The organism is uncultured Methanobrevibacter sp. (assembly GCF_946184425.1).
Lineage (GTDB): Archaea > Methanobacteriota > Methanobacteria > Methanobacteriales > Methanobacteriaceae > Methanocatella.
The window spans coordinates 1-19,212 of the sequence record NZ_CAMHFP010000042.1 but is presented as its reverse complement, the minus strand read 5'-3'; the positions used below and the strand labels follow the sequence as shown (position 1 = coordinate 19,212).

General features: G+C 32.5%; 21 protein-coding genes. 4 read left to right on the top strand and 17 right to left on the bottom strand.

Annotation, left to right across the window (positions count from 1 at the left end; genetic code table 11):
* Window positions 1-175: 175 nt before the first annotated feature.
* The 7 genes from argJ to Q0P94_RS08785 all read right to left on the bottom strand — a co-directional run bounded on the left by argJ (window position 176) and on the right by Q0P94_RS08785 (window position 6,466).
* The gene (argJ, locus tag Q0P94_RS08815) at window positions 176-1,399 is read right to left on the bottom strand and encodes a bifunctional ornithine acetyltransferase/N-acetylglutamate synthase (RefSeq protein ID WP_295115756.1); all 1,224 of its coding nucleotides are present in this window, start codon (window positions 1,397-1,399) and stop codon (window positions 176-178) included.
* Window positions 1,400-1,420: 21 nt separating this feature from the next.
* A complete protein-coding gene (locus Q0P94_RS08810) occupies window positions 1,421-1,729 on the bottom strand; it encodes a hypothetical protein (RefSeq protein WP_295115755.1) in 309 nt (102 codons plus the stop codon).
* Window positions 1,730-1,821: 92 nt separating this feature from the next.
* The gene (locus tag Q0P94_RS08805; RefSeq protein WP_295115753.1) at window positions 1,822-3,024 is read right to left on the bottom strand and encodes a hypothetical protein; all 1,203 of its coding nucleotides are present in this window, start codon (window positions 3,022-3,024) and stop codon (window positions 1,822-1,824) included.
* The gene (locus Q0P94_RS08800; protein ID WP_295115751.1) at window positions 3,017-4,042 is read right to left on the bottom strand and encodes a Zc3h12a-like ribonuclease; all 1,026 of its coding nucleotides are present in this window, start codon (window positions 4,040-4,042) and stop codon (window positions 3,017-3,019) included. The genes Q0P94_RS08805 and Q0P94_RS08800 overlap by 8 nt, the downstream gene beginning before the upstream one ends.
* 86 nt (window positions 4,043-4,128) lie before the next feature.
* Window positions 4,129-4,872 carry a metallophosphoesterase gene (locus Q0P94_RS08795; protein ID WP_295115749.1) on the bottom strand — a complete coding sequence of 248 codons (744 nt, stop codon included), beginning with the start codon at window positions 4,870-4,872 and terminating at the stop codon, window positions 4,129-4,131.
* 5 nt (window positions 4,873-4,877) lie between these two features.
* Window positions 4,878-5,228, bottom strand: a complete 351-nt coding sequence (locus tag Q0P94_RS08790) for a nascent polypeptide-associated complex protein (protein WP_295115747.1) — start codon at window positions 5,226-5,228, stop codon at window positions 4,878-4,880.
* 89 nt (window positions 5,229-5,317) lie between these two features.
* Window positions 5,318-6,466 (bottom strand): aldo/keto reductase, encoded by a 1,149-nt coding sequence (locus tag Q0P94_RS08785; protein ID WP_295115745.1) that lies wholly within the window; start codon window positions 6,464-6,466, stop codon window positions 5,318-5,320.
* A 668-nt stretch (window positions 6,467-7,134) separates the two neighbouring features.
* Between Q0P94_RS08785 and Q0P94_RS08780 the strand changes: the two genes are divergently transcribed.
* Window positions 7,135-7,671, top strand: a complete 537-nt coding sequence (locus Q0P94_RS08780; RefSeq protein ID WP_295115743.1) for a DNA-3-methyladenine glycosylase I — start codon at window positions 7,135-7,137, stop codon at window positions 7,669-7,671.
* A gap of 28 nt (window positions 7,672-7,699) precedes the next feature.
* Here the strand turns inward: Q0P94_RS08780 and Q0P94_RS08775 are convergent, their stop codons facing one another.
* From Q0P94_RS08775 to modA, 3 genes are read right to left on the bottom strand one after another with little or no spacing between them, the layout of a single operon-like run.
* Entirely contained in the window at window positions 7,700-8,737 is a 1,038-nt protein-coding gene (locus Q0P94_RS08775) for a sulfate/molybdate ABC transporter ATP-binding protein (RefSeq protein ID WP_295115741.1), read from the bottom strand.
* Window positions 8,738-8,797: 60 nt separating this feature from the next.
* On the bottom strand, window positions 8,798-9,472 hold the full coding sequence (gene modB, locus Q0P94_RS08770) for a molybdate ABC transporter permease subunit (protein ID WP_295115739.1): 675 nt from the start codon (window positions 9,470-9,472) through the stop codon (window positions 8,798-8,800).
* Between the two features lie 54 nt (window positions 9,473-9,526).
* On the bottom strand, window positions 9,527-10,348 hold the full coding sequence (gene modA / locus Q0P94_RS08765; RefSeq protein ID WP_295115737.1) for a molybdate ABC transporter substrate-binding protein: 822 nt from the start codon (window positions 10,346-10,348) through the stop codon (window positions 9,527-9,529).
* Window positions 10,349-10,841: 493 nt separating this feature from the next.
* On the opposite strand from modA, the gene Q0P94_RS08760 reads away from it, so the two are divergent.
* A complete protein-coding gene (locus Q0P94_RS08760) occupies window positions 10,842-11,249 on the top strand; it encodes a pyridoxamine 5'-phosphate oxidase family protein (RefSeq protein ID WP_295115735.1) in 408 nt (135 codons plus the stop codon).
* Window positions 11,250-11,267: 18 nt separating this feature from the next.
* Here Q0P94_RS08760 and Q0P94_RS08755 read toward each other — a convergent pair whose 3' ends face one another.
* The 5 genes from Q0P94_RS08755 to Q0P94_RS08740 form a co-directional block, all read right to left on the bottom strand.
* On the bottom strand, window positions 11,268-12,653 hold the full coding sequence (locus tag Q0P94_RS08755) for a glutamate synthase-related protein (protein WP_295115733.1): 1,386 nt from the start codon (window positions 12,651-12,653) through the stop codon (window positions 11,268-11,270).
* Window positions 12,654-12,706: 53 nt separating this feature from the next.
* Entirely contained in the window at window positions 12,707-13,426 is a 720-nt protein-coding gene (locus Q0P94_RS08750) for a carboxymuconolactone decarboxylase family protein (protein ID WP_295115731.1), read from the bottom strand.
* Between the two features lie 19 nt (window positions 13,427-13,445).
* Window positions 13,446-14,273, bottom strand: coding sequence for an SDR family oxidoreductase (locus Q0P94_RS08745; RefSeq protein ID WP_295115729.1), 828 nt, complete (start codon window positions 14,271-14,273; stop codon window positions 13,446-13,448).
* Window positions 14,274-14,517: 244 nt separating this feature from the next.
* Window positions 14,518-14,631 (bottom strand): symporter small accessory protein, encoded by a 114-nt coding sequence (locus Q0P94_RS10520; RefSeq protein WP_330047748.1) that lies wholly within the window; start codon window positions 14,629-14,631, stop codon window positions 14,518-14,520.
* Window positions 14,631-16,241 (bottom strand): sodium:solute symporter, encoded by a 1,611-nt coding sequence (locus Q0P94_RS08740; RefSeq protein ID WP_295115727.1) that lies wholly within the window; start codon window positions 16,239-16,241, stop codon window positions 14,631-14,633. The genes Q0P94_RS10520 and Q0P94_RS08740 overlap by 1 nt, the downstream gene beginning before the upstream one ends.
* A 227-nt stretch (window positions 16,242-16,468) precedes the next feature.
* On the opposite strand from Q0P94_RS08740, the gene Q0P94_RS08735 reads away from it, so the two are divergent.
* Together Q0P94_RS08735 and Q0P94_RS08730 are read left to right on the top strand one after the other, a co-directional pair.
* Window positions 16,469-17,767 (top strand): phenylacetate--CoA ligase family protein, encoded by a 1,299-nt coding sequence (locus Q0P94_RS08735; protein WP_295115725.1) that lies wholly within the window; start codon window positions 16,469-16,471, stop codon window positions 17,765-17,767.
* 13 nt (window positions 17,768-17,780) lie between these two features.
* On the top strand, window positions 17,781-18,212 hold the full coding sequence (locus Q0P94_RS08730; RefSeq protein WP_295115723.1) for an amino acid-binding protein: 432 nt from the start codon (window positions 17,781-17,783) through the stop codon (window positions 18,210-18,212).
* 51 nt (window positions 18,213-18,263) lie between these two features.
* On the opposite strand, the gene Q0P94_RS08725 is transcribed toward Q0P94_RS08730, so the two are convergent.
* Both Q0P94_RS08725 and Q0P94_RS08720 read right to left on the bottom strand, forming a co-directional pair.
* Window positions 18,264-18,542 (bottom strand): hypothetical protein, encoded by a 279-nt coding sequence (locus Q0P94_RS08725; RefSeq protein WP_295115721.1) that lies wholly within the window; start codon window positions 18,540-18,542, stop codon window positions 18,264-18,266.
* Window positions 18,543-18,596: 54 nt separating this feature from the next.
* Window positions 18,597-19,181 carry an indolepyruvate oxidoreductase subunit beta gene (locus tag Q0P94_RS08720; RefSeq protein WP_295115719.1) on the bottom strand — a complete coding sequence of 195 codons (585 nt, stop codon included), beginning with the start codon at window positions 19,179-19,181 and terminating at the stop codon, window positions 18,597-18,599.
* Window positions 19,182-19,212 lie beyond the last annotated feature (31 nt).

The window sequence follows — 19,212 nt, the reverse complement described above, 5'->3', positions numbered from 1 at the left end:
TTACTCCTCTTCCTCTTTTACTACCAGGTTTAGTATAACTTCTTTTTTGTCTGGTCCTTCTGTTAGTTCCTTTAACTTTTGCCATATTTTCCCCTCCTTCAAATTTATCATTACAAAATTAGAATTAAATCTATAACAAAAAAATATTTGTTTTTAAAATATTTAAAGGTTTTCTTTAAGTGGTATATTCTGCATTAATTTTAACATAATCATAAGTTAAATCACAACCCCATGCTGTTGCTTCACCATCGCCCAAATCCATGTCAATATTGACAACTACATTTTTGGACTGCATGATTTTTTCAGCCCTTTCAAGATAAGGGGTATCATCAAATGCTAAAATTTCACCTTTTCTTACAAGATCAACATCATCTTCATCATCAGCAATTGCAATGGTTACAATATCCGGATTCAAATCAGCACCTGAGTATCCAATAGCAGAAACAATTCTTCCCCAATTAGGGTCACCGCCAAATACAGCAGATTTGAATAAACTTGATGAGATAATTGATTTGGCTGCCAGCCTTGCATCTTCTAGATTGCGAGCACCACAAACATTTGCTTCAATGAATTTGGTTGCTCCTTCACCATCACGAGCCATTTTTTTAGCCAGATTAATGCATAAACAGTTCAAGGCCTCCTGGAAATTAGCATCCAACTTGCCGTCTTTAATAACTTCAACACCAGATGCACCGTTAGCCATCATCAAACATGTATCATTTGTACTTTCATCACCATCTACAACAATCATGTTGAAACTGATATCTGCGGCTTTTTTAAGTGCCTTATTAATTTCATTGGCAGGTATTATTGCATCAGTTACAATAAAAGATAACATAGTCCCCATATTTGGAGCAATCATACCACTGCCTTTTGTAATACCTGCAATTTTAACAGTTTCACCAGTGGTTAAAGTAACTTCAAGAGCACATTCTTTTGGAAATGTATCAGTTGTCATAATTGCACGAGCAGCTGCAAGTGAATTTTCAGGTTTGTTCCCCAGATTAGAAATAGATTCATAAGCCACTTTAGAAATTATATCAATTGGCATTTCACGACCTATTACACCAGTGGAAGAAATAGCTATTTCATCTTTAGGAATATCTAAATCACGGGAAACTAATTCAACTAAAGTTTCACAATCTTTAAGACCCTGTTCTCCAGTAAAACAATTAGCATTACCACTATTTACAAAAACTGCTGAAATTTTTCCATTTTTAATGGCTTTTTTAGTATACTTAACTGAAGCTGCAACAACTTTATTTGAAGTAAAAACAGCTGAAGCAGTACTATTTGGAGAAACAATAATAGTCACCCCATATTTTCCTTCACGTGCACCAGATACTTCAAGATTTTCTATAACAGAAAATCCACCATCAAGATAATTAATAAAATCCATAAAAAAAATCCCCTATATTAATCAATAAGAAATACTATTATTAGTTAAATTATATTGCACTATATCCTCAGGATTATTGTAGTCTATCTCCTTAGGAGAATCATAATAATCGATTACAGTAGTATTATTTAAATTGGAAGTCATTTCAACAGTGACATTATCAAATGATTCCTCAGCACCTTCATCATCAGAAACACCTCCGATAGCCATTGAAATACCTATTCCTGCACCAACAACAAATGCTATTAATGCAATAATAATAAAAAGCATAGTACGTTTACTAGCCTTGTTAGCATTATTTGAATTATAAGGCCTTCTTCTTCGTTTCATTTTATTTGCGGGAGGCCTATTATGTCGAGGTTTTAAAACTCGCTTATCATTATTTTTTCGTCGTCTCATTTTTATTACTCTTTTATTACTAATTATACTAATGCCGCATAGATTAAAGCTAAAATAACTCCTACAAAACCAAACATTCCAAGACCTAAAATAGACATCACATAAACAAAGATAAAGACAAAAGCAAATACTCCAATTAATTTTGCTTTTTCATTTTCAATCAGGTTTATTAATGTTCTTGAAAATTCAGATGGAATATTATAAGCATATAAACCATTAGCCAATTCAAACACGACCAAAGATAAAGGAGATGTTGACGGCAAATCATCCACTAATTGTGCCCGTTCACCCGCTTCTCTTCTACTTCTTCCAACACCTGCTCTGATTTTAGCACCATTATCTAATGCAAACCATGCTGCATCAAGTCCTGCACGAATAGCTAAATCTTTTGATGGGAATCTTGCAATAAAATCATCTCCGCCTTCCCTATAACCTTCGAGTTCACCTTCGCATTCAGTTTCGATGAAATTCTTAATTCCAGTCATCAAATCAACAAGCTGGGTCCTTCCATTTTTATTGATAAATTTTGTTGAATCGATTAAATCAATGAATAAATAATTTTCTAAATCAACAGGTCTAGATTCCTTTAATAAAAAAGGAGCATCAAATACTAAAGCATATTCACCTCCCAGTTTAGTGAAAGCAATTCCTGGAAAACTGCCAACATTCTGAGTATAATGAATTGCTCTTTCAATAGAAGCCGCACCGGTCATACCTACTGCAGAAATTACTTGAACCCCCTCAGATAATCCGATACCAATCAGTTCAATAGCTACTCTTATTGCATCATTCTTGCTTAACATTTTTGCAACAAGTTCAGTGGCGGTTTTTTCCACAATTTCTCCAGCTTCATTTTCAATAATTTTAACGAAAATATTAATTAAATTTGATGGATGAGGCAATTCAATATAAAAATAACGGTCACTTCCCATAATAATATTACTTACCAAAGCATATTCTTCTATTCTGTTTTCTGCAGGTTTCAATTCATGGAAAGTGTATTCAACAGGAATGTTTTCAGCACCTACATCTCGAATAAGATTTTGCAGAATTGTATCTGAAGTAATTTCCGCTTTGTCAAGTTCAAATAGAATTGTCTGAGTATAATTGAATAACTCTACATATTCTGTTTCAAGAGAGTTAGTTGGAAAAAATTTAGTTCCAACAGCAATAGGATTCAATTTTGTAGTGAATTTAATATAAGCCTTAGTTAAACTACTAGTCATCTAATCCCCCTCCTTTTTCTAACTCAATTTCGAACTGACCAGGTCTTTCCAAAAGCATATCAGGTTTTACAGAAACAAATGGAAACTTCCAAGATCCTAATCTGCCTGCAATTGTACTTGCAATATTTCTGGAATTTCTTTTGATAAATACTTCATCATAAGTGCTGACACGTACTAAAACATTATATGGGGCAGTTTCAGTGACTTCATCAGCCAACAGAATATTTAATTCAAATGTTCCAGGTTTTGTAAATAAATCATTACGTACAGCAATCAGAGGCTTTTTCTCAAGACCCAATCTGTCTGCAACAGTGACAGAAATATTTCCTGCATTTTTAACTGCCACCTTATAATCTTTAGGGTGAACCAAAACAAAAATTACATAAGGAGCCGCAATCTCAACATCATCAACCATTTCAACAATTTTATTGAACATTGGAATTTTGGCAAATATGTTTTCAAGTTTTGATTCGGCATTATTTTCATTATCAATACGAATAATAGCCTGTTTGGCAATATTTAATGGAGAAATTTCCAAACCTTCCTTTCCAGTGTAAATTTCCCATTTTTTGAAATTTAATTCTTTAATGATTTCATCACATATTTTTTGAAGGATATTTTTATCTTTTTTAGGTTTTTTAGGTTTTCCAAAAGTCAATCTTCCATTTTCAATTACAAATGGAATCCTCATAGAAGCAATATTTCTAAATTCAGCAGCATAATCCCTGAATTTATCATTGGACAATACTTTAGCTTTTTCAGCTGTGGCGATTTCTAAAATGAAATGGTCCGCATCGTTACCGGCAGGAACTTCTTCAACATTATCACTTTCCAACAACTTCATAAATTTCTCTTTATCGTCAATATCATGACGAAGTGATGCGTCAGCAATGATTACAAATTCATCCTCACTTTCTTCTAATGCTTTAACCGCTGCAAGGATATTGGACATTTGAGGTTGTCCATTTTGATTTTTCACATAATGAGCCACATTTGAAGCATCTACAACTACTTTCATGATATCACCTAAAAAAATAATCAATTATTAAATAATTTGTTCAGTAACATATATTTGTTTTAATCAATATTTAAATTTAATTTAATTCAAATTTTGTTTCTGGAATAACTTCCAAATAAAAATCTCTCTCCACCGACATTATGAAGATAAATTTCAATTTCATCTTCTGAAATATTATAAACATTATAGGAATTTAAATTTTTTCCCCTAAGCTTTTCAGAGCATAATGATCCTGCATTGGCAATGACAGTTTCATTAATTTTCCATAAATTTGGCACATGCTTGTGCCCTGATAAAACCAAATCAACTTCATGAGTTGTTAAAGTTTTCAATATATCACCTGAATCTGATAAAACATTGCGTTCACGTCCAGTTTGGGGGATTGAAATAACATGATGATGTAAAACAACAATGGAAAAATGCTCATTAATTACACATTCATCTAACTGATGTTCTAACCACAAATGTTGAGGTCGACCTATTCCCCCACTATTCTCATCAGGAGTACTGCTGTCAAGACCTATGACTGTAAAATCATCTCCCACAGTTAATTTCCAACTTCTCTCACCAATTAACTCTTCAAAAGTTTGATAGCCCAAATTACGAGCATCATGGTTTCCGGGAACCGCAAACAATGGAGGTTCAAACATAGATAAGTACCTATTAGCTTGTTTAAACTCCTTATAATAACCATTATCAGTTATATCTCCGGACAATATTATCATGTCCGGTTGCAAGTTATTAATTTCACTTGCAGCCTTCATAAACACTTCCTCATCAAAACTATTTTTACTAATATGTAAATCGGAAATGTGCACAATTAAAGTCATATTATCTATTGATTCAATTTCATAATAGCTTCTGCTAAATCTCCTTTACATTCCTCTAAAGCAGCTTTTGCTTCTTCAGCAGGAACATTAGCAGTATTTGCCACCATTTCAATGTCTTCATCAGGAATTTCAATTTCATATTCAAGTTCAACTTCACGAGCTTTTCCTTCAATTTGATAGGTTTCCTGGCCCATCACATTCATTAGACTTACACTAGGATTATCGATGATTAACTCTTTTTCATCAAAGCGAATGATTACTTCACGAACACCTTCAAGGTCTTCCATTTTCATACCCATTTTTTTCATTTGCCTTTCCATCTGTTTCATTTGTTTTTTATTCATACCAGGTATCATAATTAATCCTCTATAAAATAACTATTTATAATTATATTTGTAATTATTATTAAAATTTATCAAATTTTGAAAAAAAAATAAAAAATGGATTAATCTGTAAATCCATAACCTTCAGTTTCAAAAGTTTCTGCAACTTCCTTCAACACTTCAGGGATATTGATCTGCTGAGGACATTCCTCAATACAGTTTTCACATCCAATGCAGTCTGAAGCAAGGCCAACATCCGGAAGCTTTGAATAGTTAAGATATGCATTTCCAAATTGTGTCCAGGATTCCCCTTTTTTATTTACAATCTTTTCCTTATTGTATAAATCAAATATCTTAGCAATATTGATTTCTTCAGTACATGCATCAACGCAATACCTACATTTGGTACAGTCGACAGTGATATTACTGTTGATAATATCAGAAACTTCATAAATGATTTCAAGTTCCTCATCATTTAAAGGAGTGAAGTTTTTAAATGATTCGATATTTTCTTTCAATTGCTCGAGACTGCTTGCACCTGTTAATGTAACAGATGCTCCTTCAAGACCTGCCACAAATCTCATTGCCCAAGATGCCACTGGTGCATCCGGATTATAATCTTTCATCAATTTTTCAGCTTCTTCAGGCACATCAGTTAAAAATCCCCCTTTAAACGGTTCCATTATCATTACTTCTTTGCCATATTTTTTTGCAACCTCAAGACATTTTTTTGACTCAATGTTTTCATCTTCCCAGTCAAGATAGTTAATCTGGAGAAGCACAAATTCCAATTCAGGATGGTCAAATAAAATTTCTTCCAGAAATTCCGCATTACCATGAGTTGAAATACCAATATGCTTAATGAACCCTTCTTCTTTTTTCTTTTGTATGAAAGAGTATAAATCAACATTTTTCCAAGCATTTTCCGTAAAACCACTTACGTTATGCAGCATATAATAATCTATATAGTCCACACCACAGTTTTCAAGCTGTTGAGCAAATATCGGTTCCAGTTGTGATTCTTCAGTGATTACAAACAAAGGCAGTTTTGTTGCAATTTTAAATGATTCACGAGGATATCTGTCAACAACACATTCCTTAAAAGTTTTTTCACCAACTCCTTCATGATAGACAAATGCAGTATCGAAATGGTTAAAACCACTTTCCATATACACATCTACCATTTTCTTTACCTGTTCAATATCAATGCTTGTTACATCATTTTCATCCAAAAGAGGAAGTCTCATCATTCCAAAACCTAAATCTACCATTTTTATCCCCCATAATATTTTATTAAATAATTTTACAACATTTTTTGTAGAATTTGCATAATTACTATAACATCAAAATTTTAATCAATCTTGCATCATTGTCCACAATATCTATAAATTAATCTTTAAATAATCAGAAATATCATTAACCAAAAGATAAATCAAGATAAAATTACAGATATTTGTTATCAATCTGTAAATCATACATTTACTTATTTTTTTCCGCCAATTTTGATATTTTCACGAAATATTTCATGCAATAGCGATAAATACCGTTTTTTATAAGAAATATATCCAATACATTTTGCTTAATTAATTAGTTAATTACTATTAAATTTATAACAAGTATTTAAACTATTTTTTGTTTCTTTATCAACTGAATACTGTAAAAATATAAAATTGAATACACTGACACAAACACCCATCACAAATTCTTGAGTACAATATCTCGAAGGTACAGCATATCCATTACCAATTTTTAATTTATTTTCAAAATTTAAGAACATTATTTACTTACAAATTAACTTCACCACTATTAAAACTAACCTGACAATATTGAACCATAAGGAGTATTATGAAACCATGAACAGGTTAATTAAATTTTATTCATTAACCAACTCAAAATTTAGATAACAACATATTTAATTGAAAATGACAATATTTATTCTATGAAGAAAAAGCGATGCAATTGGGTAACAGATGAAGAGATTTATATTAAATATCATGATGACGAATGGGGAATTCCAACACATGATGACAGAGAATTATTTGAGATGCTTGTTTTGGAATCATTTCAGGCAGGTCTCTCCTGGATAACAATACTCAAAAAAAGAAAAAGCTTTAAAAAGGCTTTTGACAACTTTGATGTTGAAAAAGTTGCAGATTATGATGAAAACAAAGTTGGCGAACTTTCAGAAAATAAAAATATCATAAGACATAAGGGAAAAATCAATTCCGCAATAAACAATGCAAAAGTATTTATTAAAATTCAAAAAGAATTTGGAAGTTTCGATGAATATATTTGGTCATTTACTGACAGAAAAATAATAAAAGCCGAGTATCTGACTGAATCTGAATTGTCCAATAAAATTTCCAAAGATTTGAAAAAACGAGGAATGAAATTTGTAGGTCCAACAATAATATACTCCTACCTTGAATCAATAGGAATCATTGACAATCACCAGAAAGATTGCTTCAAATACTAAAAAAATATATTAATGGAAAACAAATCAATTACTCTTCCAAAAGTATTATATTTTTCGGATCTATGGTTAAATACTTAGGAATCTCAAAATCATGCTCCCTAATCTGTTTATCCACAATCCACCATAAACCATTTGGTAATGTTATTTCCCATTCAAATGGCATTTCTAATTTTTTTGAGTTTGCAGTTTCAAAAGCATTTACATCACTTTTTTCAGCACCTGAAAAATCATGTGCCCTTATTCCAATATGAGTAATCTTGGAGGAAATCTTCTCAGATACTTCTAAAGTGAGTCCCCAATCTAAAGCTTTAAGATGAAAATCATCGATAATATCAATTTTGGAAATATTTTTACATCCAGTAAGCTTGGCAACTTCCACTTTTTTCGGATTTTCAAATAATTCATGTGTCGCTCCTTGTGCTATAATTTTACCTTCATCCAACACCAGCAGTTCATCACAAAACTGGAACGCCTCATCACGGTCATGAGTAACAAGAATAGAAAATCCATCAAAACCATTCAATAAATTAACAAGTTCCATACGCAACTGTCCTTTTAGTACTGTATCCATTGCACTAAACGGCTCATCCAATAATAAAACATCAGGCCCATAAGCCAATATACGTGCCAAAGCAACTCTTTGCTGTTGTCCACCGGACAATTGCCGTGGATATCTTTTTTCTAACCCTTCCAAATGGAAACGTTTAATCATTTCAGACACGATTTTTTCATCATAATCTTTAGACAAACCGCATGCCACATTCTCCTCAACAGTCATATTTGGAAAAAGAGCATAATTCTGAAATAGATATCCCACATTTCTTTTTTGGGGTTTTAAATTAACTTTATTATCAGAATCAAAATAAACATATTCATTATCAGTAGTTAAACTTATGACACCACTGTCCGGATCTACTATGCCCGCAACAGATTTTAATGTCATACTTTTACCACAACCAGAAGGACCGAGAATACCTAAACACCCTTTTTTCAATTCAAAACTAACATCTAAATCAAATTCTTTAAGTTTTTTTTGGATATTTACTTTTAAAGATTTATTGCTCATAATCCTTCCTCATTGAAATAAAAAATATCTAAATATATTTCTATATCCTCAAATATTAAATTATCTCCATTGTTTTTCCTTACGTATAGAAACATAGTCCATAATAAAAATAGCTACAAATGCAATAATAACAATCACAATCACATAATTAAAAGCTTCTCCCATATTACCTGCAGCTACTTCCGAATAAACTGCCATAGGGAGAGTTCTGGTTTGCCCTGCAATATTACCCGCAAGCATAGCTGTAGCACCAAATTCTCCTAAACCACGAGCATAGGCAAGAATCCCACCACCTATAATTCCAGGCAATGCATTTGCAAATAGAATTTTCCAGAATATTTTCCATTCAGACATACCTAATGTACGTCCTGCATCCAACAAATTAGAATCCACCTGTTCAAATGCACTTCGAGCGGAACGATACATTAAAGGAAAAGACATGACTACTGCAGCAATAACTGTTGCTGACCATGAAAAAGCAATTTTTATAGTGAAAAAGTCTATAAAAAACTTCCCTATTGGTCCCCTAACACCAAAAATATACAATAAGAAGAATCCTACTACAGTAGGAGGCAATACAAGAGGTAATGTAAAAATACCATCAAGTACACTTTTTATTGTGTCATTTTTAATCATTACAATGCCCCAAGCAACAATTAAACCAAAGAAAAAGGTTATTAAAATTGATAAACTTGCGGTTTTCATCGAAATGAAAATAGGTGACCAATCCATCATGTCGTTACCTCCCCTTAACATATTATTATATTACATGAATAATCAATATTAAACTTATTCATGAATACTGAAACCATATTCAACAAATACATCTTTAGCTTCTTTAGTTTGTAAGAATTCTACAAATTGTTTTGCTGCATCTGGATGTTCAGCATTTTTGAGTACAGCTACAGGATAAATAACAGGAGTTTTTAAAGCACTATCAGGAGCTTCGCAAACTACTTTAACATTACTATCAGATTTAGCATCAGTAGAATATACAATACCACATTCTGCGGATCCCTGAGATACTTGGTTCAATACTGCAGTTACATCAGTACCTAAAGATAATTTGGATTGAACATCATCCCAAATACCAGTATTGTTTAATACTTCTTGAGCATATTGGCCTGCAGGTACAGATTCAGGATCACCAATAGCAATATTACCACTTACATTTTTTAAATCATTAAAGGAAGTAATATTAGCAGTAGAGTCTTTTGGTACAATTAAAACAACTTTATTTTCTAAAAATTGAACATTAGTTTTATTGTCGACTAAACTTTTATTTGCTAAAGCATTCATTTGTTTATTAGCTGCAGACATAAATACATCTGCTTTTAAACCGTTTTCAATTTGGGTTTGTAAATCCCCACTAGAAGCATAAGTTGGGGTAACTTTTACGCCTGGGTATTTTTCTTGGAACATAGGGATTAACTTTTCATCATAAACATTTTTTAAACTAGCTGCAGCCGCTAAATTAACTTCTTGTCCATCTAAACTGGTATCAGTGGAATTGCCGCCTAAAAAGTCAAACCAACCAGCAGAAACTGAACCAACACTAATAACCGCTACCAAAGCGATAATACCAATGATTAATAGTTTATTATATTTCATGGTTATTCTCCTTTTGAATTAAATATGAATATACTATATCAGATATTAAATTCAATAATCAAAGATTAATTGCATGAATGCAAAAACAATTTTTACACATCAAAAGAGCAATGACCCACATTAATAATTTCAAAGAAATTACAGAAAATGAAATTCAGCAAAATATAATAAAATAAAGTTTACTGAATTCCTGAAATATTTTTCATCATCATTCCCATAATCTTGAATCCTGAGTTAAATATCATGATTAGCAATAATAGTTTATATAAAAGTGATATATAAATATTATCATATCGACAATTGAATTAAAAAAAAATAAGTATAATTTTTATTACATTATTCAAATTTAATGATTTTTTTCACAAAAAACCTTCCAAAATGTTAAAAATCCATACAAAAAAGACATGATGTTAAATCAAAAATCGAAAATAAACAAAGTTAATATGGAACTTTTATATACAGTTTTTACAAAATAAATAAAAGAGGTATAAAAATGTCAAATATTGAAAAAGTAGACGAAATATTATCAAAAGCAGAAGTATTTTATCTTTCAACCGTTGATGGTGACAAACCAAAAGTAAGACCATTAGGTTTTCATTTATTAGATGGAGATAAAATTTACTTCGGTGTTGGAACTTATAAAGATGTTTATAAACAAATGGAAGCAAATCCAAATGTGGAAATAGCAGCATGGGATGGAGAACACTTCTTAAGATATTATGGTGTTGCTGATTTAACAAAAAATGAGGAAATTGTCGAAAAAGCATTCGAACTCATGCCAGACATTGCAGAAGCATACAAGGCTAATGGCTGGGAAATGGGTATTTTCTTCCTCAACAAAGCTACAGCTGAAATCAGAAACATGATGGAAATTGAAGAAAGTTTTGAATTTGAGTATTAAAAATACTCAACTCTTATTTTAAACATGTTTAATGTCAGTATAATCTGATATTTCTGAATTGATTGTGCATAAATCATTAATATTTAACTCATGCACATCACTGTGACCAGTAATTCTTGCAAAAGTTTTTAACTCATCATTAGAAACTCTTAAGTAATTTTCAACTCTTTTTGAAGCAGTTTCTATCTTTAATCTTTTTCTTAACTCTTCATCCTGTGTTGCAACACCTACCGGACAGTCACCAGTATCACAGATTCTATACTGTTGACAAGCTGCCGCAATCATTGCCGCAGTTCCAATGGCTATTGCATTTGCACCCATTGCCAATGCCTTTGCAAAATCAGAGGACACTCTTAAACCACCAGTGATTGTTAAATCTATGTCACTTTCATGTTCATCCAAGTATTTACGGGCACGTGAAAGAGCATAAATAGTTGGAACTGATGTAGCATCCCTAATTAATTTTGGACTTGCACCAGTTGATCCCCCACGACCATCAATTGTAATAAAATCCGGCTCAGCATACAAAACATCTTCCAAATCATCTTCAAGTCTTCCAGCTGCAAATTTTAAACCTATCGGTCTTCCACAAGAACGCCTTCTTAAATCATCAACAAGATTCTTCAAATCATATTTATCTTCAATACCAGGTATTGTTGCCGGCGAATGAATATCCTTGCCCAAAGGCTTGCCCCTAATTTCGGCAATTTCTGAAGTAACTTTTTCACCCTGAAGCTGCCCTCCAAGGCCGGGTTTGGTTGCTTGACCAATTTTAATTTCAATTGCATCAGCATTTTTTAAATTTTCTTCAGTTACTGAATACTGATTTGGAACAAATTCAAAAATATATCTGTAAGCGTTTTCCATCTCTTCAGGAAGTATTCCACCCTCACCACTGCATTGTGCAGTTTTAATGGCAGCACTACCTTTTGCAAGTGCAATTTTAGTTTCTCTTGAAAGTGCACCAAAAGACATGTGAGTAATGTAAATAGGACTTTCAATAATTAAAGGTTTTTTGGCATTCCCCCCAATGACAGTTTGTGTGTTGACCTCAACATCGCTTTCTAATGGCTGAGGGTTTAACTGATTTCCTAAAATTAAGATCTCATCCCAATTTGGCATAGGCAAATCCGTATACATTGCAGATACCAGTGATTTGCCTGTAATTGCCATTTGGTGAATTGCATCCATTTGTCTTATATCCTTATCACTTTTTGCATATTTTGTGTCATAAGACAAATTAGAGTCTTCATGAGTTAAATTTTCACTAGATTGTGAATTTTCCACCTTAACAAATTTAGATATTGGCTGACCGCAAATCGGACATTTATCCAAATTTTTTAAAAGTGTACCTGTTGCTTCTTCATTGTGTATGTGACCACAAATTGTACATTTGTATATCATAGTAACCAACTCACTTTTATTAAATAAGTGAATATGATACTATTTATACTTAGCTATTCGCAAATTTCATTAATGATTGCTAATGCATTAAGAGACCTTGGAAAACCTATGTATGGTAAAATAACTGTTACAGCGGAAACTAATTTTTCCTTATCATTACCAACGCTTAAGTTCCCCTGTGTGTGACCTCTTAGCTGATTTTCACAACCGCCCAAAGTTGCAATAAATGTGAATGTTATCAATTCCCTTTGCTGGTCGTTTAAACCGTCACGTGTGTAAAAGTCTCCAAAGCAATATCCTTCAAGAAATGTGTTGAAATGTTTTTGGCCATCCGGAGCATTATCATTCATCGCCTGAATCATTTCCGAACCAAAATATCTATCTTGAATTTCACGGCCTTTCTTATATCTGTTTTCATTATTGGTATTGGACCGGTTTTCTAAAGGCAAGTCAATTCCTTTTTTATCAAATACTTTAATAACTACACCAAAGAAATTATGAGCACGACCAAATCCGACATATGGGACAGATTGGTAAAGCAATTCTTTTACTTCTTCAGGAGTTATGTATTTATCCAGTGAAAAAAGTAAAATCTTTTTAAATGCCTTTGGTGATTGACAAGCAATTAGTGAAGCCAATGTAACCAATACTGCTTCTTTTTCTGTTAATGTTGAATATTCAAATACCTCGCCATATGCAAAGTTTTTAAATATTTCATGAAATTCAGGGTCGTTTTTTTCAATTCTTTCAAAATTTTCAAATAAATCATCCATGTTATCACCTTTAAATTAATTATTTAGGTCTTAATTTACCATAGAAGTATGAAGCGGTAGCACCGCCATCTGCCAAAAAGTCACTTCCAGTAATGAACGCTCCCTTATCACTCATCAACAATTCAGCAACATTTGCAACTTCGTCGGCAGTTCCTGGCCTTCCAGAAGGACAATTAGCAAACATATTTTTATAAAATTCTCCACGAGGACCATTGAATTCGTCAATAGCTAAAGGAGTTACGATTATTCCAGGAGATATTGAATTAATTCTTGCTCCTTTTTCGCCCCACCTGCAAGCCTCATACATTACTCTTTTGACATTACATCTTTTAGCTAACTGATAAGCATGAAGGGTATCATTGATATTTTCAGGATTTAAAACCTCTAAATCCAGCAATTCATCTGTTGGAGTTGTTGCAAGTTGCTCATCAATTTCAGCACCCAACTGTTTCATCCTATGGCCGGACTGTGAAGATATGACTACACCTACACCACCTTCCTTTATGACCTTTCCAACTTCTTCAAGTAAAACTGCAGTTCCATACAAATCTACTTCTAAAATAACTTCAATCGGTGCCTGTGAAGGAGATACTCCTGCAGCATTAATAAAATAAGCTATTTCACCAAATTCCTGAGCAAAATTGATTAAATTTTTGATTGAATCTTTAGAAGAGATATCACATTCCTGTATTTCAACATCAAAACCCGCTTCAGCCATTGTTTTAGCAATGTTTTCTGCATTTTGAATGTTTTTATCTCCAATGATTATTTTTTTGCCATGTCCGATTCTTCTTGCAATGGCCATCCCTATTTGGCCAGCACCAGTCAACAATAAAACATCTTTCATAAAATCACTAATTAAAAATATATAAAAATTAATATAAAAATGTTGCCATTAACAACAATTAATAAAAGAAATTATTCCAGATATCATTTAAGTCAAACTACCCACACTTAATTAAAAATAATAATAACTTTATTCAAAAACATATACACTTTATTTAAGTTAAAAGGGAAAATATTCTCAACTTAAGTAAAAAAAATATTAATAAAAGACAATGAAATTGAAAAATAAAAAAAAGTAGGAGAATCTAATCTCCCTTATTCCAGTTCACAATTCCATAAACAATACATAAAAGTGTGGATAAGATAATTCCAACGTAAACTCCCCAAATCAACGGGTCTTCAATTCCTAAAATCATCATTATGCATCACTTCCTTTGTTGCCTATGTTTGAAAATGCTTTGTCAATAACTTCCTGTGCAGGAGGTTTTGTTAGCAAACTCACAATTATAGTACATATTGCAGATACAGGCACAGCTATCAACATCACATCTATGAACGGCCATGGTGCAGCGGGCAATAATGTCTCTACACCCAATATGAATTTACAGATTCCAAGACCTACAGCTGTCTTTTTGAATACGAATATCAACCAGAACAAACTGACAAATGTACCTGATGCAATTCCAGCAATAGCTCCCAAACGGGTAATTCCTTTCCAGTAAAGCGCACCCAAGAATACAGGCAGGAATGCTGCTGCACAAATTTCAAAGAATAAACTTGTACCTAAAGCAACTACACTTCCCGGAAGTGAAAATGCCATTACCAATGCCAAAATAATAGCTATTAAAATACCCACTCTTGAAATAGATACCTGATCTAGCTTCTGTTTGGACTTATCCCTTAAAGTATGATATATGTCTACACCAAATGCAGTTCCCTGAGTGTGCAATTGAGAAGATATTGTTGACATTGCCGCAGCAATCAATGATAATAAAAAGATATATACGAACCATTCTGGCAGTGCCATTGTAATGAATGTCGGAATAATCTTGTCGATGTTTCCTCCAACGACATCAACTGCAATTTTACCAAGTTTATCAAAGAAATATACATTTGAAAGTGATCCTACAATATATGCGGTTGTAGGCATGATTGCAATGAATATTCCACCGATTAAAACAGACCTGTTCAATTCCTTATCTGATTTAACAGTCATGAATCTTACAATCAATGAAGGTTGTGCAAGTACTCCGATACCTACACCAATCAATGTTGATGAAACTAAAGACCACCAGAACGGAGATCCAAATTCCGGGAACGATGTCCAACCTGTTCCCCCCGTAGCCATGGCATCGGCAGGATACAGATGACCCATATTCGTAAGAGCAGTGTTTGCAGTATCAACTCCACCAAGTAACCAGTATACGAATACAAGAAGGAAAACCATTGCTACAACCATAATGGTACCTTGAAGTGCATCTGTATACATTACTCCACGGATTCCACCAAACAATACGTAGAATGTGATAATAATAGATAAAATTAAAAGTGCAATACTGAAATCAATCAATAAAGAGGATTCCAAAAATCTTGCAGCACCAATCAATACAACTGCAGCATAAATAGGCATTGCACAAAAAATAATCAAACCTGAAACAGATTGAATAAATTTACTGTCAAAACGTTTACCTAAAAACTCAGGGAAAGTCAATGAGTCCAATGCATGACCCATACGACGAGTTCTTTTTCCCAAAAATACAAATGCTATGAAAACACCTATAATAATATTTAAAAATGCCAACCATAAAACACTCATACCATATTGTCCTGCAACACCTCCAAAACCAACAATAGCTGCTGTCGAAATAAAAGTAGCTCCATAACTCATTGCCATGATAAATGGATGTGTATCTTTACCAGCTATCATGAAGTCCTCAGAGGAATTAGTCTTTTTGTATGCATAATAACCTACAAAAACAAGAGCAAATATGTAGACTATAAATACAATTGCTAAAATCATTACGTCCATAAATAATTACCTCTAATACAAATATTAATAAATTAATATTACAATTATTTATATAATATAAAATAATATATAAATATTGGCATAAAAATACATTGATGTATAAAAATGTACATTAGGAAATTATTGTTAAAATTATCATACTTATTGAATAATTAAACAATCTAATAAATTTTTATAGTATCATAAGCTAATAATTAAACATATTAAAAATTAAAAATGATGATATCATGTATTGGAATGAAGAAGCCGAGTGTATGGGCAAGGAAGAAAAGGAAAAACTGCAACTTGAAAGACTTCAAAAAACCGTGAAGCACGCATATGAAAATGTGGAATTCTACAGAAAAAGATTTGATGAAATAGGACTTAAACCAGAAGACATCAAAACTTTAAAAGATATTGAAAAAATTCCATTCACTACAAAAAGCGATTTAAGAGAAGCATATCCATTAGGATTACTCGCAGTACCTCGTGAAGAAATTGTTGAAGTTCATGCATCCTCAGGAACAACAGGAAAACCGACTGTAACCGCATACACCCAAAATGATTTGGATATTTGGGGAGAATGCATCGCACGTGGACTTAAGATGACCGGTGCTGAACAGGATTACATCATCCAGAATGCTTACGGATACGGTTTATTTACCGGAGGATTTGGTATTCACCATGGAGGAAATAAGATGGGTGCAATCACCATACCAATTTCTGCCGGAAATACCCAAAGACAACTTGACACCATGGTCGATTTCCAAAGTGATATCCTGACCTGTACCCCATCATATGCAATGTATCTTGGTGAATCAAGAGAAAAAGCAGGAATTCCACTTGAAGACATTAACCTAAAAACCGGAATCCATGGAGCAGAAATGTGGACTGACGAGATGAGAAAAAGAATTGAAGCATCTCTTGGCATCAAAACCTACAATATTTATGGTTTAACAGAAGTTATGGGTCCGGGCGTTGCTCAAGAATGCGGCGAACAAAACGGAATGCACATTCAAGACGATCAATTTTATCCTGAAATCATCAATTCAGAAACCGGTGAAACACTAGATTATGGTGAAAAAGGAGAACTTGTATTAACATCATTAACAAAAACCGGAATGCCTATTTTAAGATTTAGAACAAAAGATTTAACTTCACTCATCGGTGAAAAATGTGAATGTGGAAGAACCACTGTAAGAATGACAAGAATCACCGGAAGAAGTGATGACATGTTAAAAATCAAAGGTGTTATGGTATTCCCATCACAAATCGAAAAAGCATTGCTTAAAGTCTCCGGAATCAGCCCTAACTACATGATTCATGTAACAAGACCTAATATTTTAGATGAAGTTGAAGTAAAAGTAGAAGCTTCAAAAGAATTATTCTCCGATGAAATGAAAGAAATGGAAAAAGTTGAAAAACAAATCCAAGCATCTATAAGGTCAGAAATTGGAATAAGAGTAGATGTAACCTTATGCGAACCTGAATCACTCCCAAGAAGTGAAGGTAAAGCAGTGCGTGTAATTGATGAAAGGAATTTATAAAAAGGTGATACAAATGACAGTTAAACAAATTTCAGTATTTATTGAAAATAAGGAAGGGAGAATTAAAAAAGCTATTGACACATTAGCTAAACAAAATATTAATATCCGTGCTCTTTCCATCGCAGATACAACAAAATATGGAATCTTAAGATTAATTGTTTCAGATAATCAAAAGGCTATCGAATCATTAGAAGAAGATGGTTTTATTGTAAAAGAAAATGATGTTATAATTGTTGCAGTTCCTGACGAACCTAACGGATTAAACTCCACATTAGCAATATTTGATGAAAAAGGAATTAATCTGGAATACTTATATGCATTTGTAAGCAGCAAAACAGATGAAGCTATTGTAGTCATGAGATTGGAAAACATGGAAAAAGCAATATCTGTTCTAGAAAATAGTGATGCAAAAATATTGGATAGTGACTATATAAAAGAAATTTAGAAAAGAGTTACCTCTTTTCTATTACTTATTTTAAAAAAAATAGAAAAATAATTAAAATTCTTTAATCATATTAGCTACATCTTCTTTTGAGTAACCTAAACGAACAAAAAGATTTTTAAGAGATTCATTTTCAGGTATAGCACCTAATTCCCTCCAACTTTTAAAATCGTTCTTTAATATACCATTGATTAAAAGTTGAATAGTAATTAAATCATCACTTTTAACAGCAATAAATGCATCTTCATCAGCAAAAACATTATCCGGATCAATTAATGTAAGTTTACCGGTTACATCTTTTTTTACAATTGCATTATCAATTTTGTAAGCCATAATACCACAACTCATTATCTATTAAAGAATTTATTTTAAATAGTATTTAAATTTTTAACCTTTTATTGATTTATATCCACTTTCTATAGCTTTTAAATTCATATCATGGAATTTAGGTTTTAAATTATTTTTCATTGCTTCAATGACAGATTCCTTTGACAATGGGAAATTATCATCAGCAGTAACTGCACCCAACAAAACCATGTTCAATGCCAAAACACTTCCTGCATCAATAGCCAATTTGGTCCCATCAATCGGAAGAACATGCTTGAAATTTTCTTTTAATGTTTTTGTGATGCTATCCACACTAGGATATGCTTTATCAGTAGAAGATGGAATAATTGGGTGAGTATTATAAACAATTTTAGTTTCACTATTTACTTTATCCAATCCCCTTATTGTTTCAACCGGTTCAAAGGAAAGCAACATGTCTGCTCCCTGATTAGGAATAATTGAAGAGTTATATCCTCCAATTTTTAATTCTGTAGAAACAGATCCTCCTCTTTGAGACATTCCGTGAATTTCACTCATAACAACATCCAAACCCTGATTCATTGCAGCTTCACCAATAATTGTTGAGGTTTTAATGATTCCTTGGCCTCCAACACCACAAATATAAATACTATAATGATTATCCATTTTCTCACCTACCTGCCTCTAAAGCACCATA